The following is a 26,455-nucleotide window of genomic DNA, read 5'->3' on the forward strand; positions in this document are numbered from 1 at the left end:
AAATATCTAAGCAAATCAGCTTGTTATGAAGAAAAAATGGCATTTTTCGAACAAACAGTACACAGGTTATCCACAGATTCTCAGACTACCGGCGTGTCCACCATCACCGGCTCCGGCGGCAGCGAACCCATGGCACGTTGCTGGGCTTCATTCCAGGCTGCAGCGCGGTCATTCAGCGCGGCAATTGCACGCGGCCCTTCACCTTCGGCGTACATCGGTTCCCCAATCACCACGGTGATGGTGCCTGCACGTTTTAACCAACCGGTTTTTGGCCAGAACCTGCCGGCGTTGTGTGCAATTGGTAAAACAGGCAGGTTGGCGTTGACGGCCAACGCCGTGCCGCCGCGTGAGAACTTGCCGACGGTGCCGTAGGGCACACGCGTACCTTCCGGGAAGATCAGTACCCAAACGCCGTCCTTGAGTAGTTCGTCGCCCTTTTTGGCCACATGCTTGAGCGCCGCCTTGGGGTTGTCACGGTCGATGGCGATCGGGCGCAGCATCGCCATGGCCCAGCCGAAGAACGGCACGTACAGCAGCTCACGCTTGAGCACTTGGCTCAGGGGCGAGAAGTACGCCGAGAGGAAGAACGTCTCCCACGTGCTCTGGTGGTTCGACAGAATCACACAGGGCTGATCCGGGACGTTTTCCGCGCCCTTGACCTCGAAGCGAATGTTCAGGAACACCTTGGTCAGCCACAACGCGCAGCGGCACCAATAGACGTTGATGAAGCGATAGCGCGCCTTGAACGGCAGGAAAGGCGCGATAAAAAAGCTCAGGGTGCACCAGAGAAACGAACTGGTGCCCAACAGCAGGTAAAAGAAGAAGGTTCTGATGGCCTGCAAAATCGACATGGCGGCATTTACCGTTGCGGGACACAGCCCGCCTGTTAATGGCGCACTCCCGAACAATCCTTGGTCAGGAAGTCGAGGGTGGCTAGTTGTTGATAAGTTCTGCGGCAACCGCCGCCAGATCGTCAAAAATCAAGGTGCCTACCGGCAGGTTTTTCGCCTGGGTCTTTTCGCCTTTCCCGGTCTTTACCAAAACTGGCTGAGAGTCGACGGCTTTGGCCGCCTCCAGGTCACCGAGGCTGTCCCCGACGAACCATAGCCCAGCCAGGGGCACGTTGTAATGTTCTGAAATAGTTTTCAACATGCCGGGCTTGGGCTTGCGGCATTCGCAGCCCTCATCCGGCCCGTGGGGGCAGTACACCACCAGTCCCACTTCACCGCCCTGCTCCGCCACCAACGTGCGCAAGCGCGCGTGCATGGCGTCCAGGGTAGCGATGTCGTAGTAGCCGCGGGCGATGCCGGACTGGTTGGTGGCGACGGCCACCGTCCAGCCGGCTTTGCTCAACTGCGCGATGGCCTCGATCGCGCCGGGCAGTGGAATCCATTCCTCCACCGACTTGATGTAAGCGTCGGAGTCGTAATTGATCACCCCGTCCCGATCGAGAATCAGCAGTTTCAACATGATCAGCCCAGTACGGAAATGTCTGCGATGTTGATGAACAGACCGCGCAGACGCGCCAACATGGCGTAGCGGTTTTTCCGCACGCCGGCATCTTCGGCATTGATCATCACCGCTTCGAAGAACGCATCCACCGGCTCGCGCAACGTGGCCAGGCGCGCCAGTGCTTCGGCGTAGTTACGCTCGGCGATCAACGGCTTCACCGCATTTTCTGCCTTGGCGATGGCCGAGTTCAGCGAGAACTCCTTGGCATCGGCGAACAGGCCAGGGTCGACATCGGCATTGCCCAGGCCTTCGGCCTTGCTCAGCAGGTTCGACACACGCTTGTTCACGGCGGCCAGGGCATCGGCTTCCGGCAGTTTGCGGAAGGCCTGCACGGCTTGCACACGCTGGTCGAAGTCCAGCGCCGAACCCGGTTGCAGGGCACGTACCGACAGATACACCGAAACGTCCACGCCTTCGTCTTCGTAACGCGCACGCAGGCGGTCGAACACGAACTCCAGCACTTGCTCGGCCAAGCCGGTTTGCTTGACCTTGCCACCGAACTGGCCGACCGCGAACACCACGGCCTGGGTCAGGTCGAGGTCGAGCTTCTTGTCGATCAGGATACGCAGCACGCCCAGGGCCGCACGGCGCAGGGCATACGGGTCTTTGCTACCGGTGGGCAGCATGCCGATGCCGAAGATACCGACGAGGGTGTCCAGCTTATCGGCAATGGCCACGGCCGCACCGGTCAGGGTGGTCGGTAACTCGGCGCCGGCACCGCGCGGCATGTACTGCTCGTTCAGGGCCAGGGCGACATCGTCCGGCTCGCCGTCGTTGAGGGCGTAGTAGTAACCGGCAACGCCTTGCATTTCCGGGAACTCGCCAACCATTTCGGTGGCCAGGTCGCACTTGGACAGCAGGCCGGCACGCGCGGCCCAGGCGGTATCACCACCGATACGCGGGGCAATGTAGGCGGCCAGTTTGGAAACGCGCACGGCCTTGTCGTAGACGCTGCCGAGTTTTTCCTGGAACACCACGTTTTGTAGGCGCAGGTTGAAGTCTTCGAGCTTCTGCTTCTTGTCTTGCTTGAAGAAGAACTCGGCGTCGGTCAGGCGCGGGCGCACGACTTTCTCGTTACCGGCGATGATCTGCTGCGGGTCCTTGCTTTCGATGTTGGCCACGGTGATGAAGCGCGGCAGCAATTTGCCGTCCACGTCCAAGAGGCAGAAGTACTTCTGGTTGTCCTGCATCGTGATGATCAGGGCTTCTTGCGGCACATCGAGGAAACGCTCTTCGAACGAGCACACCAGCGGCACCGGCCATTCCACCAGGGCGGTCACTTCGTCCAACAGGCTTGGCGGCACGATGGCGGTGCCTTCCTGCAGGCGGGCCAGCTCTTCGGTGCGCTTGCTGATCAGCTCGCGACGCTCGTTGGCATCCGCCAGCACATAGGCGGCGCGCAGGTCGTTGAGGTAGTTGGCCGGCGCAGTGATACGCACGCTTTGCGGGTGGTGGAAGCGGTGACCACGGGAATCGCGGCCGGCTTTCTGCGCAAGGATGGTGCAATCGATGACCCGGTCACCGAGCAGCATCACCAGCCACTGGGTCGGACGCACGAACTCTTCCTTGCGCGCCCCCCAGCGCATGCGCTTGGGGATAGGCAGGTCGTTCAGGGAGTCTTCGACAATGGTCGGCAACAGGCTGGCCGTCGGCTTGCCTTTGATGACCTGGCTGAAACGCAGTTTCGGGCCGCTCTGGTCGATCTCGCTCAGCTCGACGCCACACTTCTTGGCAAAGCCCAGTGCCGCTTGGGTCGGGTTGCCTTCGGCGTCGAAGGCAGCCTGGCGTGGCGGGCCGTCGAGGTTGATGCTGCGGTCCGGCTGCTGGGTTTCCAGCGCGGTCAGCAACACCGCCAGGCGACGCGGCGCGGCGTAGACTTTTTTCGCCTCGAACTTCAGGCCGGCGCTTTGCAGGCCTTTTTCGATACCGGCCAGGAACGCATCGGCCAGGGTGTTCAGCGCCTTGGGTGGCAGCTCTTCGGTGCCCAGTTCAACCAGAAAATCTTGAGCACTCATTGTGCAGCCTCCAGCTTAGCCAACACTTCATCACGCAGGTCCGGGGTTGCCATCGGGAAGCCCAGCTTGGCACGTGCCAGCAGGTAGGCTTGGGCGACGGAACGCGCCAGGGTGCGTACACGCAGAATATATTGCTGGCGCGCAGTCACCGAGATGGCGCGGCGGGCATCCAGCAGGTTGAAGGTATGGGACGCCTTCAACACCATTTCATAGCTCGGCAACGGCAGCGGCTGGTCGAGTTCGATCAGGCGCTTGGCTTCGCTTTCATAGAAGTCGAACAGTTCGAACAGCTTCTCGACGTTGGCGTGTTCGAAGTTATAGGTCGACTGCTCCACTTCGTTCTGGTGGAACACATCGCCGTAGGTCACTTTGCCGAACGGGCCGTCTGCCCACACCAGGTCGTAGACCGAGTCCACGCCTTGCAGGTACATGGCCAGGCGCTCGAGACCGTAGGTGATCTCGCCGGTCACCGGGTAGCACTCGATGCCGCCCGCTTGCTGGAAGTAGGTGAACTGCGTGACTTCCATGCCGTTGAGCCAGACTTCCCAGCCCAGGCCCCACGCGCCGAGGGTCGGCGATTCCCAGTTGTCTTCGACGAAACGGATGTCGTGGACCAGCGGGTCCAGGCCGACATGTTTCAGCGAGCCCAGGTACAGCTCCTGGAAGTTGTCCGGGTTCGGCTTCAGTACCACCTGGAACTGGTAGTAATGCTGCAGACGGTTCGGGTTTTCGCCGTAGCGGCCGTCAGTCGGGCGTCGACTGGGCTGCACATAAGCGGCGTTCCAGGTTTCCGGGCCGATGGCCCGCAGGAATGTTGCGGTGTGGAAAGTGCCGGCGCCTACTTCCATATCGTAGGGCTGAAGTACCACACAACCTTGCTCGGCCCAGTACTGCTGGAGGGCGAGGATCAAGTCTTGGAAGGTACGCACGGCTGGCGTAGGCTGGCTCACGAAATTCACCTGTTACTTGGGCTGCGATTTAAAGAGCGGGAGTATACCCGATTCGGCCGCGCCACCATCCCCTGGAGCCTTATGCCACGCTGCTTTTGGTGTTCTGAAGATCCGCTGTACATGGCTTATCACGATCAGGAGTGGGGAACGCCGCTGCGCGATGCGCAGGGTTTGTTCGAGTTACTTTTGCTCGAAGGGTTCCAGGCGGGCCTGTCCTGGATCACCGTTTTACGCAAACGCGAGCATTATCGAAAGGTCTTGTTCGGTTTTGATGCGCAGCGCCTGGCGCGGCTGAGCGATGCCGAGATCGAAGCGTTGATGCTTGATCCGGGCATCGTGCGCAATCGTCTGAAGCTCAACGCCACCCGCCGCAATGCCGCGGCCTGGCTCGCGCTGGAGGACCCGGTGGGGTTGCTGTGGTCGTTTGTCGGCGGCGTGCCCAAGGTCAATCACTTCAAGGACCGCAGCGAAGTCCCGGCGATTACGCCCGAGGCCGAGGCCATGAGCCGCGCCCTGAAAAAAGCCGGTTTCACCTTTGTCGGGCCGACCATTTGCTACGCGTTCATGCAGGCCTCGGGCATGGTCATGGACCACACCCAGGACTGCGACCGTTACGCGGACTTGGCCAACGCCGGTTAGAATGCGCGCTTTGCGCACCACACACGATCAGGAGTGACCTGTGGAAAAGTTTAAAGGCGCCTTGCTGGTAGGCGCTCTCCGGTTATTTGCCCTGCTGCCCTGGCGCGCCGTGCAAGCCGTAGGTTCGGCGATTGGCTGGATCATGTGGAAAACCCCCAACCGCTCCCGCGACACGGTGCGGATCAACCTGTCCAAATGCTTCCCGGACATGGACCCGGCCGAGCGCGAGCGCCTGGTGGGCCGCAGCCTGATGGACATCGGCAAGTCCCTGACCGAAAGCGCCTGCGCCTGGATCTGGCCGGCCCAACGCTCCATTGACCTGGTGCGCGAAGTCGAAGGCCTGGAAGTCCTCCACGAAGCCCTGGCCTCGGGCAAAGGCGTGGTCGGTATCACCAGCCACCTGGGCAACTGGGAGGTGTTGAACCACTTCTATTGCAGCCAGTGCAAACCGATCATTTTCTACCGCCCGCCGAAGCTCAAGGCGGTGGATGACCTGCTGCGCAAGCAACGCGTGCAACTGGGTAACCGCGTGGCCGCGTCGACCAAGGAAGGCATCCTCAGCGTGATCAAGGAAGTGCGCAAAGGCGGCCAGGTGGGCATTCCGGCCGACCCGGAGCCGGCGGAATCGGCGGGGATCTTCGTGCCGTTCTTCGCCACCCAGGCGCTGACCAGCAAGTTCGTGCCGAACATGCTCGCAGGCCACAAGGCGGTCGGCGTGTTCCTGCATGCCCTGCGCCTGCCGGACGGTTCAGGCTACAAAGTGATCCTGGAAGCAGCGCCGGAAGACATGTACAGCACCGACACCGCCACCTCCTGCGCGGCGATGAGCAAAGTGGTGGAGCGTTATGTCGGCGCCTACCCGAGCCAGTACATGTGGAGCATGAAGCGCTTCAAGAAACGCCCGCCGGGTGAGGCGCGGTGGTACTGACCCAAGGGCAACACAAAACAAAATGTGGGAGGGGGCAAGCCCCCTCCCACATTTGAGTTCCGCTCAGGCCTGGCGGTCGAGTTTTTTCAGGAACACCGTCATCTCTTTTTCGGCCTGCTTGTCGCCATGGGCCTGAGCAGCCGCAATCCCCTTCTCCCAGGCCTGTCGCGCAGCAGGACGATCGCCCAATCCGACGTGCGCCTTACCCAACAACTTCCACGCCGCCGAATACTTCGGATCAAACTCGACACACTTGTGCAGATGCTCGGCCGCCTTGGCGTTGTCCTTCAGGTCCAGATAACCCTTGCCCAACCCAAAGCGCAGCAGTGCGTTATCCACACCCTTGGCCAGCATCTTCTCCAGGGATTCGAGCATGTCGGCGTACTCCGTTTAATCAGAAAAAGCTCAGCCCCACGTGGAACAGCTTCTCCACATCGCGGATATATTTTTTATCCACCAGGAACAGGATCACATGGTCACCGGTGGCAATTACCGTGTCGTCGTGGGCAATGATCACTTCTTCATCGCGAATGATCGCGCCGATGGTGGTGCCCGGCGGCAAGCCGATGTCGCGGATGGCCTTGCCGATGACCTTGCTCGACTTCGAGTCGCCATGGGCGATCGCCTCGATGGCTTCCGCCGCGCCCCTGCGCAGCGAGTGTACGCTGACGATATCGCCACGGCGCACGTGGGTGAGCAAGGTGCCGATGGTGGCCAACTGCGGGCTGATGGCGATGTCGATATCGCCGCCCTGGACCAGATCGACATACGCCGGGTTATTGATGATGGTCATCACCTTCTTCGCCCCCAGCCGCTTGGCCAGCAGCGACGACATGATGTTGGCCTCGTCATCGTTGGTCAGGGCCAGGAAGATATCGGCATCGGCGATGTTTTCTTCCATCAGCAGGTCGCGGTCCGAGGCGCTGCCTTGCAGGACCACGGTGCTGTCGAGGGTGTCGGACAAATACCGGCAGCGCGCCGGGCTCATCTCGATGATCTTCACCTGGTAGCGGCTCTCGATCGCCTCGGCCAAGCGTTCGCCGATCTGCCCGCCACCGGCGATGACGATGCGTTTATACGTCTCGTCGAGACGGCGCATTTCGCTCATCACGGCACGAATATTCGCTTTGGCGGCGATGAAGAAGACTTCGTCGTCGGCCTCGATCACCGTGTCGCCCTGGGGCAGGATCGGCCGGTCACGTCGGAAAATCGCCGCTACGCGGGTTTCCACATTCGGCATGTGCTCACGTAGCTGGCGCAGTTGCTGGCCGACCAATGGGCCGCCGTAATAGGCCTTCACGGCGACCAGTTGCGCTTTGCCGTCGGCGAAGTCGATCACCTGCAAGGCGCCGGGAATTTCGATCAGGCGCTTGATGTAATGGGTGACCACCTGCTCCGGGCTGATCAGGACGTCCACCGGGATCGCATCGTTGTCGAACAGGCCGGCGCGGGTCAGGTAGGCGGCTTCACGCACCCGGGCGATCTTGGTCGGGGTGTGGAACAGCGTGTGGGCGACCTGGCACGCGACCATATTGGTCTCGTCGCTGTTGGTCACAGCCACCAGCATGTCGGCATCGTCGGCACCCGCCTGACGCAGCACCGTAGGAAACGACGCACGGCCCTGTACGGTACGAATATCCAGGCGGTCGCCCAGGTTGCGCAGGCGCTCGGCATCGGTGTCGACCACGGTGATGTCGTTGGCTTCGCCGGCCAAATGTTCGGCCAGCGTGCCACCGACCTGCCCTGCCCCAAGGATGATGATTTTCATCCGGTCACTCCCTTTAAACCGTTCAGCCGCGTGCGGCGGCGATCTTGATCAGCTTGGCGTAGTAGAAGCCATCGTGCCCGCCTTCTTGCGCAAGCAATTGGCGACCGTGGGGCTGCTTGATGCCGGCTGCCGTAGCGAGGTCCAGCTCCCGTGCGCCGCTGGTGCGGGCGAGGAAGGCTGCGATGACCTCGGTGTTCTCGGTGGGCAAGGTGGAACAGGTGGCGTAAAGCAGGATGCCGCCGACTTCCAGGGTCGGCCACAACGCGTCGAGCAGTTCGCCTTGCAGCACGGCGAGGGCGGCGATGTCGTCGGGTTGGCGGGTCAGCTTGATGTCCGGGTGGCGACGGATCACGCCGGTGGCGGAACACGGCGCATCGAGCAGGATGCGCTGGAACGGCTTGCCGTCCCACCAGGTGGCGGTGTCGCGGCCGTCGGCGGCAATCAGCTCGGCGCTCAGGCCCAGGCGTGCGAGGTTTTCCCGCACGCGCACCAGGCGCTTGGCTTCCAGGTCGACGGCGACGACACCGGCCAGGTCTTTTTCGACTTCGAGGATGTGACAAGTCTTACCGCCGGGTGCGCAGCAGGCGTCCAGCACGCGCTGGCCCGGGGCCAGGTCGAGCAGGTCGGCCGCCAGTTGCGCGGCTTCGTCCTGCACGCTGATCCAGCCTTCGGCGAAGCCCGGCAGGCTGCGCACATCGGTGGCGGCGTCGAGCACAATGCCGTCGGGGCTGTACACGCACGGCGTGGCCGCGATGCCTGCATCGGTCAGCAATTGCAGGTAGGCATCACGGCGGTGATGGCGACGGTTGACCCGCAGGATCATCGGCGGGTGCGCATTGTTCGCTGCGCAAATGGCTTCCCATTGCTCGGGCCAGAAGGCCTTCAGGGATTTTTGCAGCCAGCGCGGGTGCGCGGTACGCACCACCGGGTCATGTTCCAGTTCGGCCAGCAGCGCTTCGCTTTCGCGTTGGGCACGGCGCAGTACGGCGTTGAGCAGGGCTTTGGCCCAGGGCTTTTTCAGCTTCTCGGCGCAACCGACGGTTTCACCGATGGCGGCGTGGGCCGGCACGCGGGTGTAGAGCAATTGATAAAGGCCCACCAGCAGCAGCGCTTCCACATCGGCATCGGCCGCCTTGAACGGCTTTTGCAGCAGCTTGGCCGCCAGCGCCGACAGCCGCGGCTGCCAGCGCGCGGTGCCGAAGGCCAGGTCCTGGGTGAAACCGCGATCGCGGTCTTCGACCTTATCCAACTGGGTCGGCAGTGAACTGTTCAGCGAAGCCTTGCCGTTGAGTACGGCGGCCAGGGCCTTGGCGGCGGCCAGACGCGGGTTCATTGGGCTGCCACCCCGAGCATCGTGCCCACGGCAAATTTCTCACGACGACTGTTGAACAAGTCGCTGAAATTAAGCGCCTTGCCGCCGGGCAATTGCAGACGGGTCAGACACAACGCCTGTTCACCGCAGGCGACCAGCAGGCCGTCCTTGCTGGCGCCGATGATTTCACCGGGGGCGCCCTTGCCGTCGGCCAGGGTGGCGGCGAGTACTTTCAAGGCTTCACCATTGAGGGTGCTGTGGCAGATCGGCCACGGGTTGAACGCGCGCACCAGGCGCTCCAGTTCCACGGCCGGGCGGCTCCAGTCGAGGCGCGCCTCGTCCTTGTTCAGCTTGTGCGCGTAAGTCGCCAGGCTATCGTCCTGCACCTCGCCTTCCAGGGTGCCGGCAGCGAGCCCGGCGATGGCCTGGATCACGGCCGGCGGGCCCATCTCGGCCAGGCGATCGTGCAGGCTGCCGCCGGTGTCTTCGGCGGTGATCGGGGTGCTGACTTTCAGCAGCATCGGGCCGGTATCCAGGCCCGCTTCCATGCGCATCACGGTCACGCCGCTTTCGCTGTCGCCCGCTTCCACGGCGCGCTGGATCGGCGCCGCACCGCGCCAGCGTGGCAGCAGCGAAGCATGGCTGTTGATGCAACCCAGGCGTGGGATATCGAGAACCACTTGGGGCAGGATCAAACCGTAGGCCACCACCACCAGCAGGTCCGGTTTCAGCGCGGCCAACTCGGCCTGGGCCTCGGCGTTGCGCAGAGTCGGCGGTTGCAGCACGGGAATGTTGTGCTCCAGCGCCAGTTGCTTGACCGGGCTCGGCATCAGTTTTTGCCCGCGACCGGCCGGGCGATCCGGCTGGGTGTACACCGCGACGATGTCATAAGGGCTGGCAAGCAGCGCCTTGAGGTGTTCAGCGGCGAATTCGGGTGTGCCGGCAAAAACAATGCGCAGTGGCTCGGTCATGGGCGTTCTCGGTTAACAACAGTCACAAAAGAAAAAGGCTTGCCGCAGCAAGCCTTTGGAAGAAGGGCATCAAGCTTGCTGGCGGTGCTTTTTTTCCAGCTTCTTCTTGATCCGGTCACGTTTGAGCGTGGACAGGTAATCGACAAACAGCTTGCCGTTGAGGTGGTCGCATTCGTGCTGGATACACACCGCCAGCAGGCCTTCGGCAACCTGCTCGAAAGGCTTGCCGTCGCGGTCCAGGGCTTTGATTTTCACGCGCACCGGGCGTTCGACGTTCTCGTAGAACTCCGGCACCGACAGGCAACCTTCCTGGTATTCGCCCATTTCGTCGGTCAGCGCTTCGAACTCTGGGTTGATGAACACCCGTGGCTCGCTGCGATCTTCGGACAGGTCCATCACCACGACACGCTGATGCACGTTGACCTGGGTCGCGGCGAGGCCGATGCCCGGGGCTTCATACATTGTTTCAAACATGTCATCGACCAACTGACGAACCTTGTCGTCCACTACGGCCACCGGTTTGGCGATCGTGCGCAGGCGCGAGTCGGGGAATTCGAGGATGTTCAAAATAGCCATAAGCGTAATTGCTGCACATGTGAGGTAAAGGCAAATCGGCGTTGGGATGGACCCGCACGACCGGTGTGGAACGCTCGGAAGCCGCGAAGGCTATGGCGTTTCACGCGAACGTACATAATAAAGGAGATTGACCCCATGAGGAAATCGCTACTCGTCTTGCTGCTCTGGGCTCCGTTCGCCCTGGCCCTGCTTCCATCGCCTGGCCTGCGCCTGGATCAACCGACGCAACAGGCCATCCAGCAATTTTTGTTACACAATCGCATCCTCGATTCTCCCCTCGATCTCGATAACGCGCCCTACGTTGTCGCGGCAGAAGCCGGGCGTGTGCTGGGGGCCAATGGCGAGCGCGTGCATGCCCGCGGCGTCCTGGACCCGGCCCAGCCCAGTTACGGGATCTTCCGCCGAGGCAAGGTCTACACCGACCCCCAAACCCAGGAGTTACTGGGGATCAACGCCGACGACATCGGCACCGCGCGCTGGGTGATGGCCGGCGACCTGACCACCCTTGCCGTGCAACGCGTCACCCAGGAAGTGCGCCCCGGCGACCGTTTACTCCATTCCGAGCCGCCCGTTGCGCTGGCCAGCCTGGAGGGCCAGCAGGCGGTGCCGTTTATTGAAGGGCAGATCATCGACGTACCCAAGGGTGTTACGCAGATCGGCGTGCTGGATGCCGTGACCCTGAATAAAGGCCGCCGCGACGGCCTGGTCGAAGGCCAACGGCTGAACGTGATCAAGACCGGCGCCACGGTACGCGACGTCCTCGGCGGCGCCCCGGTGAAACTGGCCGATGAGCGCGGCGGCACGCTGCTGGTGTTTCGCACCTATGAAAAGCTCAGTTACGGCCTGGTCCTCAGTGCCTCGCGGCCACTGGCGGTGATGGACCGTTTCGAGACTGCCCGTCAAACGCAATAAATAGGTTGCTAAATAAGTTACCAACAGAGTTATCCACAGCTTGTTCCGGTCAAGGATGATCAGATGTATCCGATAAACAACAGTGAAATTTCCCCGGCAGAACTGGAAGCCCGGCTACGTTTGCACAGGCTGCCCGATCTGGGTCCGAAGCGTTTTCGCCTGTTGATTGACGCGTTCGGCTGCGCCTCGAAGGCCCTCAGTGCGCCGGCCAGCGCCTGGCGCTCGCTGGGGTTGCCCGCCATCAGTGCCGAGGCCCGGCGCAGCCATGAAGTCCGCGAGGGTGCGGGTGCCGCGCTGGCCTGGCTGGCGCGTCCGGGCCAGCATTTATTGATGTGGGACCAGCCTGAGTACCCCGCACTGCTGGCCCAGATCGATGATGCACCGCCGTTGTTATTCGTTGCCGGCGACCCTTCGATCCTGGAAAAACCCCAGTTGGCGATGGTTGGTAGCCGCCGCGCATCGCGCCCCGGCATGGACACCGCCGCCGCCTTCTCCCGCAGCCTGGCGAGCGCCGGTTTTGTCATCACCAGCGGCCTGGCCCTGGGCATTGACGGCGCGGCGCATCAAGCGGCTTTGGAGGTCGGCGGGCAGACAATCGGCGTACTCGGCACCGGCCTGGAAAAGTTTTATCCACAGCGCCACCGACGCCTCGCGGCAGCGATGATTGCCCAGGGCAGCGCGGTGGTTTCCGAGTTTCCGCTGGACGCCGCGCCCCAGGCCGGCAATTTCCCTCGGCGCAACCGCATCATCAGTGGTCTGTCGCTCGGCGTGTTGGTGGTGGAAGCCGGCATGGCCAGCGGTTCGCTGATCACCGCGCGGCTTGCGGCCGAGCAAGGGCGCGAGGTGTATGCGATTCCGGGCTCGATCCATCATCCAGGGGCCAAGGGGTGTCATCAGCTCATTCGCGATGGCGCGGTGTTGGTGGAAACCATCGAGCACATTCTTGAAGGCTTGCGCGGGTGGCAGGCGCTGTCGCGTCCGGTGCCGCTGCCGGTGACCCATCCGCTGGTCGCACTGCTGCACGCTGCGCCGCACACCAGCGAAGCCTTGGCGATTGCCAGCGGGCGGCCGTTGTCCCAGGTGCTGGCGACACTCACCGAGTTGGAGCTGGAAGGCCAGGTGGTCTGCGAAAGCGGGCGCTGGCTCGCGCGCTGCTAGGTTTTGTAACGAAGATCGGTAAACTGCGCAGAGCTTTAGTCCGGAGAGTGAGTAATGGTCAACAGGTGGCGTGTGCTGGAAGCCGCACGAGAAATTCGCGCAGGCGCGGTGATTGCCTATCCAACCGAGGCGGTCTGGGGCCTGGGCTGTGACCCGTGGAACGAAGCGGCGGTGGACCGGCTGCTGGCGATCAAGAACCGCTCGGTGGATAAGGGCCTGATCCTGGTCGCGGATAATATCCGCCAGTTCGATTTTCTCTTCGAAGACTTCCCGCAAGACTGGATCGACCGCATGGCCAGCACCTGGCCGGGGCCGAATACCTGGCTGGTGCCTCATCAGAACCTGTTGCCGGAATGGGTCACAGGGGTGCATGACACCGTGGCGTTGCGGGTCAGCGACCATCCGCTGGTGCGCGACTTGTGCTCATTGGTCGGGCCGTTGATTTCCACCTCGGCCAACCCCCAGGGCCGCCCGGCCGCCCGCACGCGGATTCGCGTCGAGCAGTACTTCCGTGGCCAGGTCGATCTGGTGTTGGGTGGCGCCCTCGGTGGGCGCAAGAACCCAAGCCTGATTCGCGACCTGGTGACGGGTGAGGTGTTGCGGCCGTCGTGAGACCGGGTCGTGGCCATCGCGGGCAAGCCCCCTCCCACAGACAACTCGGTCGAATGTGGGAGTGGGCTTGCCCGCGATGGCGCCCTTAACCACGCCAGAAATCCAAAGCCTTACGGCAACAGAATGGTCGACCCCGTCGTGCGCCGCCCCGACAACTCGGTCTGTGCCTTGGCCGCGTCCTTCAGCGAGAAGCGCTGATTGATATCGATGCGCACCTTGCCGCTCTTGATCATCGAGAACAGATCATCGGCCATGGCCTGCAAGTCCTTGGGGTTGCTGGCGTAGGTCGCCAGGGTCGGCCGAGTGACATACAGCGAGCCCTTGGCCGCCAGAATCCCCAGGTTCACCCCGTCCACCGCGCCCGAGGCGTTGCCGAAACTCACCACCAAGCCGCGTGGCGCCGCGCAGTCCAGCGAGGTCAGCCAGGTGTCCTTGCCGACGCCGTCGTACACCACCGGGCATTTCTTGCCGTCGGTCAATTCCAGCACGCGCTGTGCGACGTTTTCCTTGCTGTAGTCGATGGTTGCCCAGGCGCCGAGGGATTTGGCCACCGCGGCTTTTTCCGGCGAGCTGACCGTGCCGATCAGCTTCACGCCCAGGGCCTTGGCCCACTGGCAGGCCAGGGAGCCCACGCCACCGGCTGCGGCGTGGAACAGAATGGTTTCGCCGCCCTTCAGCTCGTAGGTCTGGCGCAGCAGGTATTGCGTGGTCAGGCCTTTGAGCATCGCGCCGGCGGCTTGTTCGAAGCTGATGTCGTCCGGCAGGTGAACCAGGTTCGCGGCAGGCAATACGTGCAGTTCGCTGTAGGCACCCAACGGGCCACTGCCGTAGGCCACGCGGTCGCCGACCTTGAATTGCGTGACCTCGCTGCCCACGGCGTCGACCACACCCGCGCCTTCCGCGCCCAGGCCCGATGGCAAGGCCGGCGGCGCGTACAAGCCGCTGCGGAAGTAGGTATCGATGAAGTTCAGGCCAATGGCCGCGTTGCGCACCCGGACCTGCTGTGGGCCAGGCTCTGCTGGCGTGTAGTCCACATACTCAAGCACCTCGGGGCCGCCATGGGCGCTGAACTGGATACGTTTGGCCATCTGCACTTCTCCTGGGTTCGAATTCGGGTAGCCCCCTATCGGACTCCTTAGCTTGATCTTCGTCAACTGCGACGGACCTGAGTGCGGTGGTATCCTGTGCGCCCATTTGCCGCCGACGCCCAATGGCCTCGCGTAGCTTTGCCCGATTCAAGGTGATGCCATGACTACCCGCACCGAGGCTGTTAAAGCCTATCTGCTTGATCTGCAAGACCGTATTTGCAGCGCCCTGGAAACCTTCGAGACGGACACTCGCTTTATCGAAGACGCCTGGACCCGGCCTGCCGGCGGCGGCGGTCGCACCCGTGTGATCGAAAACGGGGCGGTGATCGAAAAAGGCGGCGTCAACTTTTCCCACGTGTTTGGCAGCGGCCTGCCACCGTCCGCCAGTGCGCATCGCCCTGAATTGGCCGGGCGCGGGTTTGAAGCGCTGGGGGTGTCGCTGGTGATTCACCCGCACAACCCGCATGTACCGACTTCCCACGCCAACGTGCGCTTTTTCATCGCTGAAAAGGAAGGTGAAGAGCCGGTGTGGTGGTTCGGCGGTGGCTTCGACCTCACGCCCTACTACGCCAACGAAGACGACTGCATCCACTGGCACCGCGTGGCCGAGCAGGCCTGCGCGCCGTTCGGTGCCGACGTTTATGCGCGCTACAAGGCCTGGTGCGACACCTACTTCCACATCAAGCATCGCAACGAACCGCGCGGTATCGGCGGGCTGTTCTTCGATGACTTGAACGAATGGGACTTCGACACCTGCTTCGCCTTCATCCGTGCCATCGGCGATGCGTACATCGACGCCTACCTGCCGATCGTGCAGCGCCGTAAGGCGCAGGCCTATACCGAACAGCAGCGCGAGTTCCAGGAATTCCGCCGTGGTCGTTACGTTGAGTTCAACCTGGTCTACGACCGTGGCACCTTGTTCGGCCTGCAATCGGGCGGGCGTACCGAGTCGATCCTGATGTCGCTGCCGCCCCAGGTGCGCTGGAGCTACGACTGGAAAGCCGAGGCCGGCAGCGAAGAAGCGCGCCTCACCGACTACTTCCTGCAAGACCGCGACTGGCTCGGCGTGGCTGCGCCCAAGGCGGCTGTCTGATGGACCGCTATGTCGTGTTCGGCAACCCCATCGGCCACAGCAAGTCGCCGTTGATTCACCGCATGTTCGCCGAACAGACCGGCGAGCAACTGGACTACAGCGCTCTGCTGGCGCCGTTGGAGGACTTCATCGGGTTTGCCCGTGAGTTTTTTCAGCAAGGCCGTGGCGCCAACGTCACGGTACCGTTCAAGGAAGACGCCTATCGCCTGGCCGACACCCTCACCGCACGTGCCGAGCGCGCCGGGGCGGTGAACACCCTGAGCAAGCTGGCCGATGGCCGCCTGCTGGGCGATAACACCGACGGCGCCGGCCTGGTGCGCGACCTGACGGTGAATGCCGGGCTCAGCCTGCAAGGTCAACGCATCCTGTTGCTCGGCGCCGGTGGCGCGGTGCGCGGGGCGTTGGAGCCGTTGCTGGCCGAGCGGCCGGCGTCGCTGATCATCGCCAACCGCACCGTGGAAAAGGCCGAAATGCTCGCCGAGTTGTTCGACGATTTGGGCCCGGTGTCTGCCAGTGGTTTCGACTGGCTGTGTGAGCCGGTGGACGTCATCATCAATGCCACCTCCGCCAGCCTGTCGGGCGATGTACCGCCGATTGCGGGCAGCCTGATCGCGCCGGGCAAGACGTTTTGCTACGACATGATGTACGCCAAGGAACCGACCGCGTTCTGCCGCTGGGCCACGGAACACGGTGCGGCGGTGGCAATGGATGGCCTGGGCATGCTGGTGGAGCAGGCGGCGGAAGCGTTCTTCCTGTGGCGTGGCGTGCGCCCGGATTCGGCGCCGGTGTTGGCCGAACTGCGGCGGCAATTGGCTTGACGCAACTCGAAAGGTGGGGGGGCAAGCCCTCCCACAGTTTTGATCGTATTCAGTCTTCGAAATGGATGGGGCAGTTGTCGGCGCCTTCCAGCTTTTTCAATTCATCGACGACCTGCGGCCTGGCCCGGCGCAAGGTCAGGCTACGGCCCATTGCCCTTAATCGCCGCGCTTCCTGGTGCAGCATCTCCACCCCGGAATAGTCGATAAAGTTGATCTGCTGCGCCTCGATCACCACCCGCTCACACTGCAGGCTTTGCAGGCGCACTTGCAGGTAATGGCTGGCGCCAAAAAAGATCGAGCCACCGACCCGCAGCACCTCTTCCTCGCCGTCGCGCCATTGCTGAACCCGCGGCTGCGAGGTGCGCTTGAGGTAGAAAAACAGCGAGGCCAACACCCCGGCGTAAATCGCGGTTTGCAGCTCCAGCAGCAAGGTGGCGATGCAGGTCAGGCTCATCACCACAAACTCGGCGCGACTGACCCGGAACAATGCGCGAATGCCCCGATGGTCCACCAGGCCCCAACTGATCAGCAGGATGCTCGCGGCCATGCTCGGGATCGGTATGTGGGCGATCAGCGCCGCGCCAAACAGTGCGAACAACGCCACCCACAGGGCGGAAAATACCCCCGCCAACGGTGAACAGGCGCCCGCTTCATAGCTGAGGCCGGAGCGCGTAAAGGAACCGGCCGACAGGTAGCCGGAGAAAAATCCGCCGACGATGTTGGATAAACCCTGCGCTCGAACTTCCTGGTTGGCGTCGAGCAATTGCTGCGAGCGCGCCGCCAGCGAGCGGGCAATCGACAGGCTGGTCACCAACCCGAGCATGCCCACCGCCACGGCGCTGGGCAGTAGGCGCAAGACCATGTCCAGGTCCAGCGGCAACGGGCTGAATGGCGGCAGCTTGCCGATAAATGCGCTGACCAGTGCCACATGCCCGAACATCGCCGGCCACAGCCAGGCGGCCAGGCTGCCCAGCGCGAGCGTGATCAACAGCGTCGGCCAGCGCGGCAGCAGGTATTTGAGCAGTGCGCCCACCAGCAAGGTGCCCAGCCCGAGCAGGAGTGAGGCGTGGTCCCACTCGGCGCCATGGTGGATCAGTTCCAGCAAGCTGTTGATCGCCGTGGCCTGGCTCGGCAAATCCAGGCCCAGCAGGTTGGGCAGTTGGCCGAGGGCAATCACCACGGCGGCGCCGAGGGTGAACCCCAGCACCACCGAATGGGAGATAAAGTTCACCAACGCGCCGAAGCGCAGCAGGCCGAGCAACCACTGGAACACCCCGGCGAGGAAGGTCAGCAGCAGGATCAAGGTGATGTAGTCCTGTGAGCCCGGCACGGCCAGCGGGCTGATGCTGGCGTAGAGCACGATGGAAATCGCCGCTGTGGGGCCGCAGATCAGGTGCCAGGACGACCCCCAAAGACACGCGATCAGCACCGGGATGATCGCGGCGTACAGGCCGTATTCCGGTGGGAGACCGGCGATGAGCGCGTAGGCAATCGACTGCGGCAAGGCCAGAACCGCGCCGCTGAGGCCGACGATTGCATCCCGACCGACGCTGGCGCGGGTTTGGCGCGGCAGCCAACTGAGGAAGGGAAAGAGTGTGTGGCGGTTGGGCCGGTGCATCGCAAACTCGGATAGAAAGGTTTGGCTCAGGGTATCAGTACACGCCGGCTTTTGTGGGAGGGGGCTTGCCCCCGATCGCGGACTGACAGTCAATGATGTAGTGACTGATCCGCCGCTATCGGGGGCAAGCCCCCTCCCACATTGGCACCGTGGCCGGCTTTAGAGTTTGGCTTTTACGGCCGCCAATGCATCCTGGCCGTCCACGGTTTTCACGCCGTCGAGCCACTGCTCGAGTACCGCCGGGTTGGCCTTGATCCACGCCTTCGCCGCGTCCGCATTGCTGACCTTATTGTTGGCCACCGCGGCCATGATGCTGTTCTCCATCGCCTGGGTGAAACTCAGGTTGGTCAGCAGTTTTCCTACGTTCGGGCAGGCCTGTGCATAACCCTTGCGCGTCAAGGTATACACGCTGCCGGTGTCGCCGAAGTACTTCTCGCCGCCCTTGAGGTAATGCATTTTCAACTGCACGTTCATCGGGTGCGGGGTCCAGCCGAGGAAGGTGATGAAGCGCTGTTTCTTCACCGCCCGTGAGACTTCGGCGAGCATCGCCTGTTCGCTGGACTCGATCAGCTTCCATTGGCCCAGGTCGAAATCGTTCTTCTTGATGATTTCCTGCAACGAAATATTCGCCGGCGCGCCGGAGCCGATACCGTAGATCTTCTTGTCGAACTGGTCGGCGAATTTACTCAGATCAGCAAAGTCATGCACCCCGGCGTCCCACACATAGTCCGGCACGGCGAGGGTGAATTCGGTGCCGTCGAGGTTTTTCGCCAACTGCACCACATCGCCGTTGGCCACGAACTTGTCGTAGAAACCTTGCTGCGCCGGCATCCAGTTACCCAGGAACACATCCACCTGGCCGTCCTTGAGCCCGCCGAAGGTGATCGGCACCGCCAGGGTGTCGACCTTGGCCTTGTAGCCCATGCCCGTCAGCAGAAAACCGGCGACGGCATTGGTGGCGGCGATATCGCTCCAGCCTGGATCGGCCATCTTCACCGTCTCACAACGGGCGTCTGCGTACACGGCGGCGCTGCTCAACGCCACCATGCCCGCTACGCCCAGCACCACAGTCAACTTTTGCATGGCCTTCCCTCTGTTTTATGGGTGTTGGCAGGGTTGTGGATAACGTGCCTTGCGCTCCAGGTCGTCGAGGTCGATATGGTTGCGCATGTATTGCTGACTGGCGTCCACCAGTGGCTGGTGATCCCAGCTCTTCAGCTTGCCTTGGGTCAGTGCCTCAAACACCAGGCGCCGACGGCGTTGGCTGGCGAGGACTTGTTGGTGGATCGCCGGGATGTCCCATTTGGCCCGCGCTTCAGTCAGAAAGGCTGTAAACAGCGCCCGGTGTTGCGGCGACTGGCTGAGTTCTTCCTGTTCCCGTGGGTCATTGTGTACATCGAACAGTAGGCAGGGATCGTCTTCGCTGTAGATGAATTTGTAGGCGCCACGGCGAATCATCATCAGCGGGCTGACAGTGCCTTCGGCCATGTATTCGCCGAACACTTCGTCGTGCCCGCCCTGGCCGTGCAAGTGCGGGACCAGCGAGCGGCCGTCCAGGGGCAAGTGCGGTTCGAGTGCGCCGCCGGCCAGTTCCACCAGGGTTGGCAACAGGTCGGCGGTGGAGACCGCCTGGGTCACACGGCGCGCCGCGAACTGCCCCGGCGCGCTGACCAGCAGCGGCACGCGGGCGGCCATTTCGAACCAGTGCATTTTGTACCAGAGGCCGCGCTCGCCGAGCATGTCGCCGTGGTCGCCGGAGAAGATGATGATGGTGTCATCGGCCAGGCCGGTGTCTTCCAGGGTCTGCAGCAGCTTGCCGACATTGCTGTCGATGTAACTGCAGGCGCCGAAGTAGGCGCGGCGCGCATCGCGGATCTTCTCCAGCGGCAGCGGCTTGTCCCACAGGTCGTAGACCTTGAGCAGGCGCTGGGAGTGCGGGTCGAGGTCACCCTGGGCCGGGGTTGTGGGCAACGGGATATCGCTGTCGTCGTACAGATCCCAGAATGGTTTGGGAATGGTGTACGGGTCGTGGGGGTGGGTCATCGACACGGTCAGGCAGAACGGCTGGTCGCCGTCCTCGCGAATATGGTCGAACAGGTACTGCTGGGCCTTGAACACCACCTCTTCGTCGAAATCCAGCTGGTTGGTGCGCACGCACGGCCCGGCTTGCAGCACCGAGGACATGTTGTGGTACCAGGTGGGGCGCACGTCCGGTTCATCCCAGTTCACCGCCCAGCCATAGTCGGCGGGGTAGATGTCGCTGGTCAGGCGCTCTTCGTAACCGTGCAATTGGTCCGGCCCGCAGAAGTGCATCTTGCCCGACAGCGCGGTGCGGTAGCCGAGGCGACGCAGGTAGTGGGCATACGTCGGCACATCGGCGGGGAAATCCGCCGCGTTGTCGTAGGCACCGATCTTGCTCGGCAACTGGCCGCTGACCAGGGTAAAGCGCGACGGTGCGCACAGCGGGCTGTTGCAGTAGGCGGCGTCGAACACCACGCCTTGTTCGGCGAGACGGCTCAGGTTTGGCAACTTGATCGGGGAAGGTCCGTAGAACGGAAGCATCGGCGCGGCCATTTGATCGGCCATGATGAAAAGAATGTTCTTGCGCTTCATGAGTCTTCAGCATTCCATAGGCGGTGTTTATGCGAATGAGCATGCAGCCCATGGAAAATGGGGTAAAGCCCATGAAAGGCAATGTCTAGGATAAGCACAGCTTATGTATGAAGCCCTCGGCGATGTATCCCTCGATTTGCTCCGCGCCTTCGAAGCGGCGGCGCGTCACCGCAGCTTTACTGCGGCGGCGATGGAGTTGGGCACCACCCAGCCGGCCATCAGCCAGCAGATCAAGCGCCTCGAAGAGCAATTGGCGATCCGCCTGTTTGATCGCATCTACCGTGGCATCGAGCTGACCGATGCCGGCGCCTTGCTGTTCGAACATGTCCAGGGCGGCTTGCAGACCATCAACCAAGGCCTGAGCGCGATCACCCAGCAGGACCAGCACGAAGTGCTGCAAGTGGCCACCGACTTCGCCTTCGCCGCCTATTGGCTGATGCCGCGCCTGCATCGCTTCCGTGCGGCCAACCCCCAGGTCGACGTCAGCCTGGTGACCAGCGAACGTAATCACGCCACCTTGCGCAGCGATATCGACGTGGCGGTGCTGTTTGGTGACGGCCGTTTCAAGCAGGGCGACAGCCTGTGGCTGTTCAATGAAGAAGTGTTCCCGGTGTGCAGCCCGCAGTGGCTCAAGGACCAGGCCACGCCGCTGACCGTGCAGACCTTGCCCGACTGCCCGTTGCTGCACCTGCGCCAGGAACACAACAGCCAGTGGTTCGACTGGAGCGGCGTGTTCCGCGAACTGGGCATTACCAGCGCGCCGACCCCCGGCCAACTGCGCTTCGATAACTACACCCTGCTGATCCAGGCCGCGATTGCTGGCCAGGGCGTGGCCATCGGCTGGCGCCACCTGGTGGACAACCTGCTGGAACAGAAGTGGCTGTGCCGACCGATCAGCGACACGGTGATCTCACGCTTGGGCTACTACGTGGTGCAGCCGCAGCGCAAACGCCGGGGGCAGTTGGTCGAGCGGTTTGTCGACTGGCTGATGACGGAGCAGGCGCGCAGCGCACAGTCGCTGACCGGGCTGGCCCTGCCGTCGATTGCCGTCTAGGATTTGTCGCACAGCGGTTCCGGATCTTGTCATGCAACGTATCAAGGGCTATCACGCCCACATCTACTTCGATGCCCACACCATCGACCAGGCACGCACCTTGTGCGAAGACGCGGCGGCACTCTTTCCGCTGCGCATGGGCCGCGTGCATGAGCGCCCCGTTGGCCCGCACCCGGACTGGAGCTGCCAGTTGGCATTCGACCCCGAATACATTGGTGTGGTGCTGCCCTGGCTGGCGTTGCATCGCAAGGGCCTGGTGGTGTTTCTGCACCCCGACACTGGCGATGACCTGAAGGACCACACCGAGTACGCGATCTGGATGGGTGCGATGCGCGAACTGAATCTGTCGGTTTTTTAACCTCTCTTATCAGATAAAGCCTGGCCGCTCCCGCAGTAAAAGGCGGAGTGGTTGTAGGATTTATCTCGATTCGTTCCAATATATGGGATTGATATTTATATATTGAGATATCGCCGAGCATAGGTTTATATTCGCCCATCTGCTTTTTTCAGCACCCACTCATTTCAGGTGAAGCGATGCCGGCGCAATTGATCGCGCTCGATTGGGGAACCAGTTCCCTTCGTGCTTATAAACTCGGCCCCGCAGGCGTGGTGCTGGAACAACGTGCGCTGGCGTCGGGGATCATGCACCTGCCCAGCCAACCCCGGGAGATTGCCGGCGTTCGTTGCAGCGATGGCTTCGAGTTGGCGTTCGACGCAGCCTGTGGCGATTGGCTCGACGCGCAACCGGGCCTGCCAGTGATCGCCTGCGGCATGGTCGGCAGCGCTCAGGGCTGGAGCGAAGCGGCCTACCGCAACACCCCGGTCGACGTCGCCAGCCTCGGCCAAGCGTTGCACCGCGTGCGCAGTGTGCGCGGCGTCGATGTGCATATCGTGCCCGGCGTGATCGAGCAGGTCGGTTTGCCCAACGTGATGCGCGGCGAAGAAACCCAGGTGCTCGGCGTGCTGCAAGGCCTCGCGGCCGAGGTCTTGATCGGCCTGCCCGGCAGCCATTCCAAATGGGTCGAGGTGGTCGACGGCCGTATCACCCATTTCGACACCTTCATGACCGGTGAGCTGTTCGCGGTGTTGAGCAAGCACAGCCTGCTCGGGCGCACCCAACAACCCGCCGAACACTTCCAGGCGGCAGCCTTCGACCTTGGCGTGCAGGTGGCGCTGTCGGTAGACGGCGAACGCGGCGTGCTGTCGACGCTGTTCAGCGCACGCACCCTGGGCTTGACCGGCAAACTCGCCCCCGACCAGCAGCCCGACTACCTCTCCGGCCTGCTGATCGGCCATGAACTCGCCGGCTTGCCTGCCGCCGCCAAACACCAGCCGATCATCCTGGTCGGCGCCGCGCCGCTCTGTGCCCGTTACCAACGTGCCCTCGACCTCTGCGGCTTCGCCCACGTCAGCCTGGCGCAAGAGGCCAGCGAACGCGGCCTCTGGCAGTTGGCCCAGGCCGCCGGGCTCATTCAACCTGCAATGGAGGCCTGACATGCTCAAGCAAGCACTCACGCACAACGGTTTGATCGCGATCCTGCGCGGTGTGCGCCCGGACGAAGCCGAGGCAATTGGCCAGGAGCTCTACCGCGCCGGTTTTCGCGTGATCGAAGTCCCGCTCAATTCGCCGGACCCTTACACCAGCATCCGCACCCTGCGTGACAGCCTGCCCGCCGATTGCCTGATCGGCGCCGGCACGGTGTTGACGCCGGCGCAGGTCGAGCAGGTCAAAGCCGCCGGTGGCCAGGTGATCGTGATGCCCCACAGCGATGCCAAGGTCTTGCGTGCCGCGAAAGCTGCCGGCCTGTACCTGTCGCCGGGGGTTGCCACCCCGACCGAGGCGTTCGCCGCGCTGGCCGAAGGCGCCGACGTATTGAAGCTGTTCCCCGCCGAGCAAATGGGCCCGGCGGTGATCAAGGCGTGGCTGGCGGTGTTGCCGGCGGGCACGTTGTTGCTGCCGGTCGGCGGCGTGAGTCCGGCCAACATGCAGGTGTATTTCGACGCCGGCGCCAGGGGTTTCGGCCTGGGGTCCGGGTTGTTCAAGCCGGGCATGTCCGTGGCCCAGGTGGCGAGCAATGCCCAGGCGTATGTCGCGGCCTGGAACGCCCTGAACTGATCCCCTGAACGGATCGCAAGCCTTGCGCCTTGGGCGCTGCATCGACAAGAGAGATAAGAAGATGAAAATCACCAAACTGACGACCTTCATCGTCCCACCGCGCTGGTGCTTCCTCAAAGTGGAAACCGACCAGGGCGTCACCGGCTGGGGCGAACCCGTGGTCGAAGGCCGCGCCCACACCGTGGCGGCTGCGGTTGAGGAACTGTCCGACTACCTGATCGGCAAAGACCCACGCAATATCGAAGATATCTGGACCGTGCTCTATCGCGGCGGTTTCTATCGCGGCGGCGCCGTGCACATGAGCGCGCTGGCCGGCATCGACCAGGCGCTGTGGGACATCAAGGGCAAAGCCCTGGGCGTGTCGGTCAGCGACCTGCTGGGCGGCCAGGTGCGTGACAAGATTCGCGTGTATTCGTGGATCGGCGGCGACCGCCCCGCCGACACCGCCCGCGCCGCCAAAGAGGCCGTGGCGCGTGGTTTCACTGCGGTGAAAATGAACGGCACCGAAGAATTGCAGTTCGTCGACAGCTTCGAAAAAGTCGACCTGGCCCTGGCCAACGTCGCCGCCGTGCGCGATGCCGTCGGCCCTAACGTGGGCATTGGCGTCGACTTCCATGGCCGCGTACACAAGCCCATGGCCAAGGTGCTGATGAAAGAGCTGGACCCATACAAGCTGATGTTTATCGAAGAGCCGGTGCTCAGCGAAAACTACGAAGCCTTGAAAGAACTCGCACCGCTGACCAGCACGCCGATTGCCCTGGGCGAGCGCCTGTTCTCGCGCTGGGACTTCAAGCGCGTGCTCAGCGAAGGTTACGTCGACATCATCCAGCCGGACGCTTCCCACGCTGGCGGCATCACCGAAACCCGCAAGATCGCCAACATGGCCGAAGCCTACGACGTGGCCCTGGCGCTGCACTGCCCGCTGGGCCCGATCGCGCTGGCCGCCTGCCTGCAGCTGGACGCGGTCTGCTACAACGCGTTTATCCAGGAGCAAAGCCTGGGCATTCACTACAACGAGAGCAACGACCTGCTCGACTACGTGCGCGACCCGGGCGTGTTCGACTATGACCAGGGCTTCGTGAAGATCCCCAACGGGCCGGGCCTGGGCATCGAGATCAACGAGGAATACGTGATCGAACGCGCGGCCATCGGCCACCGCTGGCGCAACCCGATCTGGCGCCACGCCGACGGCAGTTTTGCCGAGTGGTGATGTCTGCCTGAAAAAATGTGGCAAAAAATGTGGGAGGGGGCTTGCCCCCGATAGCTGAGTGTCAGTCGACATCTTCGGCGGCTGGTTCACCGCTATCGGGGGCAAGCCCCCTCCCACATTTGAGCTGGTTTGGTCAGTAAGTCCGTCCTCAATAAACATAACAAGAGACAACCCCATGCACCCTGAATCCCTCACCGGGCAGGCTTCTTTAGTCACGCCTAGCAGAAAGCGCTACTTCATCATGGTGCTGCTGTTTATCACCGTGGTGATCAACTACCTCGACCGCAGCAACCTGTCGATTGCAGCCCCGGCCCTGACCAGTGACCTGGGCATCGACCCGGTGCATGTCGGGCTGATTTTCTCGGCGTTCGGCTGGACCTACGCCGCCATGCAAATCCCCGGCGGCTGGCTGGTGGACCGGGTGCCGCCGCGCATCCTCTACACCGCGGCCCTGCTGCTGTGGTCCATCGCCACCGTGATGCTGGGCTTCGCGGCCAGCTTTATCGCGCTGTTTGTCCTGCGCATGGCGGTGGGCGCCCTGGAAGCCCCGGCCTATCCGATCAACAGCCGTGTGGTTACCACGTGGTTCCCCGAGCGTGAGCGCGCCACGGCGATTGGCTTCTACACCTCCGGGCAGTTCGTCGGGCTGGCGTTTCTCACCCCGGTGCTGGCCTGGTTACAGCACCACTACGGCTGGCACATGGTGTTTGTCACCACCGGCGGCGTCGGCATTCTCTGGGCGCTGATCTGGTACGCGGTGTACCGCGAGCCGAAGGACTTCAAAGGCGCCAACGCCGCTGAAATCGAACTGATCCGTGCAGGCGGCGGGCTGGTGGACATGCAGGCACAAACCACCAAGGCACCGTTCAGTTGGGTCGACCTGGGCATCGTGCTGAGCAAGCGCAAACTCTGGGGCATCTACCTGGGCCAGTTCTGCCTGAACTCCACGCTGTGGTTCTTCCTGACGTGGTTCCCGACCTATCTGGTGAAATATCGCGGGATGGACTTCATCAAATCCGGCCTGCTCGCTTCCCTGCCCTTCCTCGCGGCGTTTGTCGGCGTGCTGTGCTCCGGGATTTTTTCCGACTGGCTGATTCGCCGTGGTGCGTCGGTGGGCTTTGCGCGCAAGTTGCCGATCATTGGTGGGCTGTTGATTTCCACCGCGATCATTGGCGCCAACTACGTGGATTCGACGGCCTGGGTGATTGCGTTCCTGGCGGTGGCGTTCTTCGGCAATGGCCTGGCGTCGATCACCTGGTCGCTGGTGTCGACCTTGGCACCCGCTCGCTTGCTCGGCTTGACCGGCGGCGTGTTCAACTTCATCGGCAACCTGGCGGCGATTGCCACGCCGATCGTGATTGGCTTCCTGGCCAGCGGCGATTCGTTCGCACCGGCGATCACCTATATCGCAGTGCTGGCGTTGCTCGGGGCGCTTTCCTACATATTGTTGGTGGGCAAGGTCGAACGGATCGAGTTGTAAAAAAACGGGCGA

At 62.7% G+C, this 26,455-nt stretch carries 26 protein-coding genes; 13 read left to right on the top strand and 13 right to left on the bottom strand.

Features of this window, described 5'->3' with window-relative positions; translation table 11 throughout:
- Positions 1-80: 80 nt before the first annotated feature.
- The 4 genes from U5A08_RS00045 to glyQ all read right to left on the bottom strand — a co-directional run bounded on the left by U5A08_RS00045 (position 81) and on the right by glyQ (position 4,477).
- Positions 81-851: a lysophospholipid acyltransferase family protein gene (locus U5A08_RS00045; protein ID WP_253400240.1), complete on the bottom strand. Its 771-nt coding sequence runs from the start codon at positions 849-851 to the stop codon at positions 81-83.
- Positions 852-933: 82 nt separating this feature from the next.
- Complete coding sequence (gmhB, locus tag U5A08_RS00050; RefSeq protein WP_247396770.1) at positions 934-1,473, bottom strand: D-glycero-beta-D-manno-heptose 1,7-bisphosphate 7-phosphatase; 540 nt, start codon at positions 1,471-1,473, stop codon at positions 934-936.
- Positions 1,473-3,527: a glycine--tRNA ligase subunit beta gene (gene glyS / locus U5A08_RS00055; RefSeq protein WP_321849686.1), complete on the bottom strand. Its 2,055-nt coding sequence runs from the start codon at positions 3,525-3,527 to the stop codon at positions 1,473-1,475. Before glyS ends, gmhB begins: the two co-directional genes overlap by 1 nt.
- On the bottom strand, positions 3,524-4,477 hold the full coding sequence (glyQ, locus tag U5A08_RS00060; RefSeq protein WP_003213601.1) for a glycine--tRNA ligase subunit alpha: 954 nt from the start codon (positions 4,475-4,477) through the stop codon (positions 3,524-3,526). The genes glyS and glyQ overlap by 4 nt, the downstream gene beginning before the upstream one ends.
- An 81-nt stretch (positions 4,478-4,558) precedes the next feature.
- On the opposite strand from glyQ, the gene U5A08_RS00065 reads away from it, so the two are divergent.
- Entirely contained in the window at positions 4,559-5,116 is a 558-nt protein-coding gene (locus U5A08_RS00065) for a DNA-3-methyladenine glycosylase I (protein WP_106575980.1), read from the top strand.
- Between the two features lie 40 nt (positions 5,117-5,156).
- Entirely contained in the window at positions 5,157-6,044 is an 888-nt protein-coding gene (locus U5A08_RS00070) for a lysophospholipid acyltransferase (protein ID WP_017848962.1), read from the top strand.
- Between the two features lie 63 nt (positions 6,045-6,107).
- Here U5A08_RS00070 and U5A08_RS00075 read toward each other — a convergent pair whose 3' ends face one another.
- The 5 genes from U5A08_RS00075 to def form a co-directional block, all read right to left on the bottom strand.
- Positions 6,108-6,419, bottom strand: a complete 312-nt coding sequence (locus U5A08_RS00075; protein WP_169863614.1) for a tetratricopeptide repeat protein — start codon at positions 6,417-6,419, stop codon at positions 6,108-6,110.
- A 19-nt stretch (positions 6,420-6,438) separates the two neighbouring features.
- On the bottom strand, positions 6,439-7,812 hold the full coding sequence (gene trkA / locus U5A08_RS00080; RefSeq protein ID WP_253400242.1) for a Trk system potassium transporter TrkA: 1,374 nt from the start codon (positions 7,810-7,812) through the stop codon (positions 6,439-6,441).
- Positions 7,813-7,834: 22 nt separating this feature from the next.
- A complete protein-coding gene (rsmB, locus tag U5A08_RS00085; RefSeq protein WP_253400243.1) occupies positions 7,835-9,145 on the bottom strand; it encodes a 16S rRNA (cytosine(967)-C(5))-methyltransferase RsmB in 1,311 nt (436 codons plus the stop codon).
- Positions 9,142-10,095 (bottom strand): methionyl-tRNA formyltransferase, encoded by a 954-nt coding sequence (gene fmt, locus U5A08_RS00090; protein ID WP_253400244.1) that lies wholly within the window; start codon positions 10,093-10,095, stop codon positions 9,142-9,144. Before fmt ends, rsmB begins: the two co-directional genes overlap by 4 nt.
- A 69-nt stretch (positions 10,096-10,164) precedes the next feature.
- Positions 10,165-10,671 (bottom strand): peptide deformylase, encoded by a 507-nt coding sequence (gene def / locus U5A08_RS00095; protein ID WP_253400245.1) that lies wholly within the window; start codon positions 10,669-10,671, stop codon positions 10,165-10,167.
- Between the two features lie 135 nt (positions 10,672-10,806).
- Here def and U5A08_RS00100 point away from each other — a divergent pair, with 135 nt between their 5' ends.
- The 3 genes from U5A08_RS00100 to tsaC all read left to right on the top strand — a co-directional run bounded on the left by U5A08_RS00100 (position 10,807) and on the right by tsaC (position 13,353).
- A complete protein-coding gene (locus U5A08_RS00100) occupies positions 10,807-11,583 on the top strand; it encodes a peptidoglycan-binding protein (protein WP_321849697.1) in 777 nt (258 codons plus the stop codon).
- A gap of 63 nt (positions 11,584-11,646) precedes the next feature.
- Positions 11,647-12,741 carry a DNA-processing protein DprA gene (gene dprA / locus U5A08_RS00105; protein WP_253400247.1) on the top strand — a complete coding sequence of 365 codons (1,095 nt, stop codon included), beginning with the start codon at positions 11,647-11,649 and terminating at the stop codon, positions 12,739-12,741.
- Between the two features lie 54 nt (positions 12,742-12,795).
- Positions 12,796-13,353, top strand: a complete 558-nt coding sequence (gene tsaC / locus U5A08_RS00110; RefSeq protein WP_247407795.1) for an L-threonylcarbamoyladenylate synthase type 1 TsaC — start codon at positions 12,796-12,798, stop codon at positions 13,351-13,353.
- 110 nt (positions 13,354-13,463) lie between these two features.
- Here the strand turns inward: tsaC and U5A08_RS00115 are convergent, their stop codons facing one another.
- Positions 13,464-14,441, bottom strand: a complete 978-nt coding sequence (locus U5A08_RS00115) for an NADPH:quinone reductase (RefSeq protein ID WP_253400248.1) — start codon at positions 14,439-14,441, stop codon at positions 13,464-13,466.
- 160 nt (positions 14,442-14,601) lie between these two features.
- Here U5A08_RS00115 and hemF point away from each other — a divergent pair, with 160 nt between their 5' ends.
- Both hemF and aroE read left to right on the top strand, forming a co-directional pair.
- Complete coding sequence (gene hemF, locus U5A08_RS00120; RefSeq protein WP_253400249.1) at positions 14,602-15,534, top strand: oxygen-dependent coproporphyrinogen oxidase; 933 nt, start codon at positions 14,602-14,604, stop codon at positions 15,532-15,534.
- Complete coding sequence (gene aroE, locus U5A08_RS00125) at positions 15,534-16,352, top strand: shikimate dehydrogenase (protein ID WP_276195590.1); 819 nt, start codon at positions 15,534-15,536, stop codon at positions 16,350-16,352. Before hemF ends, aroE begins: the two co-directional genes overlap by 1 nt.
- Positions 16,353-16,401: 49 nt before the next feature.
- Here the strand turns inward: aroE and U5A08_RS00130 are convergent, their stop codons facing one another.
- The 3 genes from U5A08_RS00130 to betC form a co-directional block, all read right to left on the bottom strand.
- Positions 16,402-17,970, bottom strand: coding sequence for a SulP family inorganic anion transporter (locus U5A08_RS00130; protein ID WP_253400251.1), 1,569 nt, complete (start codon positions 17,968-17,970; stop codon positions 16,402-16,404).
- A gap of 159 nt (positions 17,971-18,129) precedes the next feature.
- Entirely contained in the window at positions 18,130-19,053 is a 924-nt protein-coding gene (gene choX / locus U5A08_RS00135) for a choline ABC transporter substrate-binding protein (RefSeq protein ID WP_321849707.1), read from the bottom strand.
- A gap of 15 nt (positions 19,054-19,068) precedes the next feature.
- Positions 19,069-20,583: a choline-sulfatase gene (betC, locus tag U5A08_RS00140; protein ID WP_321849709.1), complete on the bottom strand. Its 1,515-nt coding sequence runs from the start codon at positions 20,581-20,583 to the stop codon at positions 19,069-19,071.
- A 103-nt stretch (positions 20,584-20,686) separates the two neighbouring features.
- Here betC and U5A08_RS00145 point away from each other — a divergent pair, with 103 nt between their 5' ends.
- The 6 genes from U5A08_RS00145 to U5A08_RS00170 all read left to right on the top strand — a co-directional run bounded on the left by U5A08_RS00145 (position 20,687) and on the right by U5A08_RS00170 (position 26,443).
- Positions 20,687-21,637, top strand: coding sequence for a choline sulfate utilization transcriptional regulator (locus U5A08_RS00145; protein ID WP_253400254.1), 951 nt, complete (start codon positions 20,687-20,689; stop codon positions 21,635-21,637).
- 31 nt (positions 21,638-21,668) lie between these two features.
- The gene (locus U5A08_RS00150; protein WP_321849713.1) at positions 21,669-21,995 is read left to right on the top strand and encodes a DOPA 4,5-dioxygenase family protein; all 327 of its coding nucleotides are present in this window, start codon (positions 21,669-21,671) and stop codon (positions 21,993-21,995) included.
- 176 nt (positions 21,996-22,171) lie between these two features.
- Positions 22,172-23,131, top strand: coding sequence for a 2-dehydro-3-deoxygalactonokinase (locus U5A08_RS00155; protein WP_253400255.1), 960 nt, complete (start codon positions 22,172-22,174; stop codon positions 23,129-23,131).
- Between the two features lies 1 nt (position 23,132).
- Positions 23,133-23,753, top strand: coding sequence for a 2-dehydro-3-deoxy-6-phosphogalactonate aldolase (locus U5A08_RS00160; protein WP_253400256.1), 621 nt, complete (start codon positions 23,133-23,135; stop codon positions 23,751-23,753).
- 61 nt (positions 23,754-23,814) lie between these two features.
- On the top strand, positions 23,815-24,963 hold the full coding sequence (gene dgoD / locus U5A08_RS00165; RefSeq protein ID WP_003170741.1) for a galactonate dehydratase: 1,149 nt from the start codon (positions 23,815-23,817) through the stop codon (positions 24,961-24,963).
- Positions 24,964-25,138: 175 nt separating this feature from the next.
- On the top strand, positions 25,139-26,443 hold the full coding sequence (locus U5A08_RS00170; RefSeq protein WP_253400257.1) for an MFS transporter: 1,305 nt from the start codon (positions 25,139-25,141) through the stop codon (positions 26,441-26,443).
- Positions 26,444-26,455: the final 12 nt, after the last annotated feature.

Source organism: Pseudomonas paraveronii, from assembly GCF_963681955.1.
Taxonomy (GTDB): domain Bacteria; phylum Pseudomonadota; class Gammaproteobacteria; order Pseudomonadales; family Pseudomonadaceae; genus Aquipseudomonas; species Aquipseudomonas paraveronii.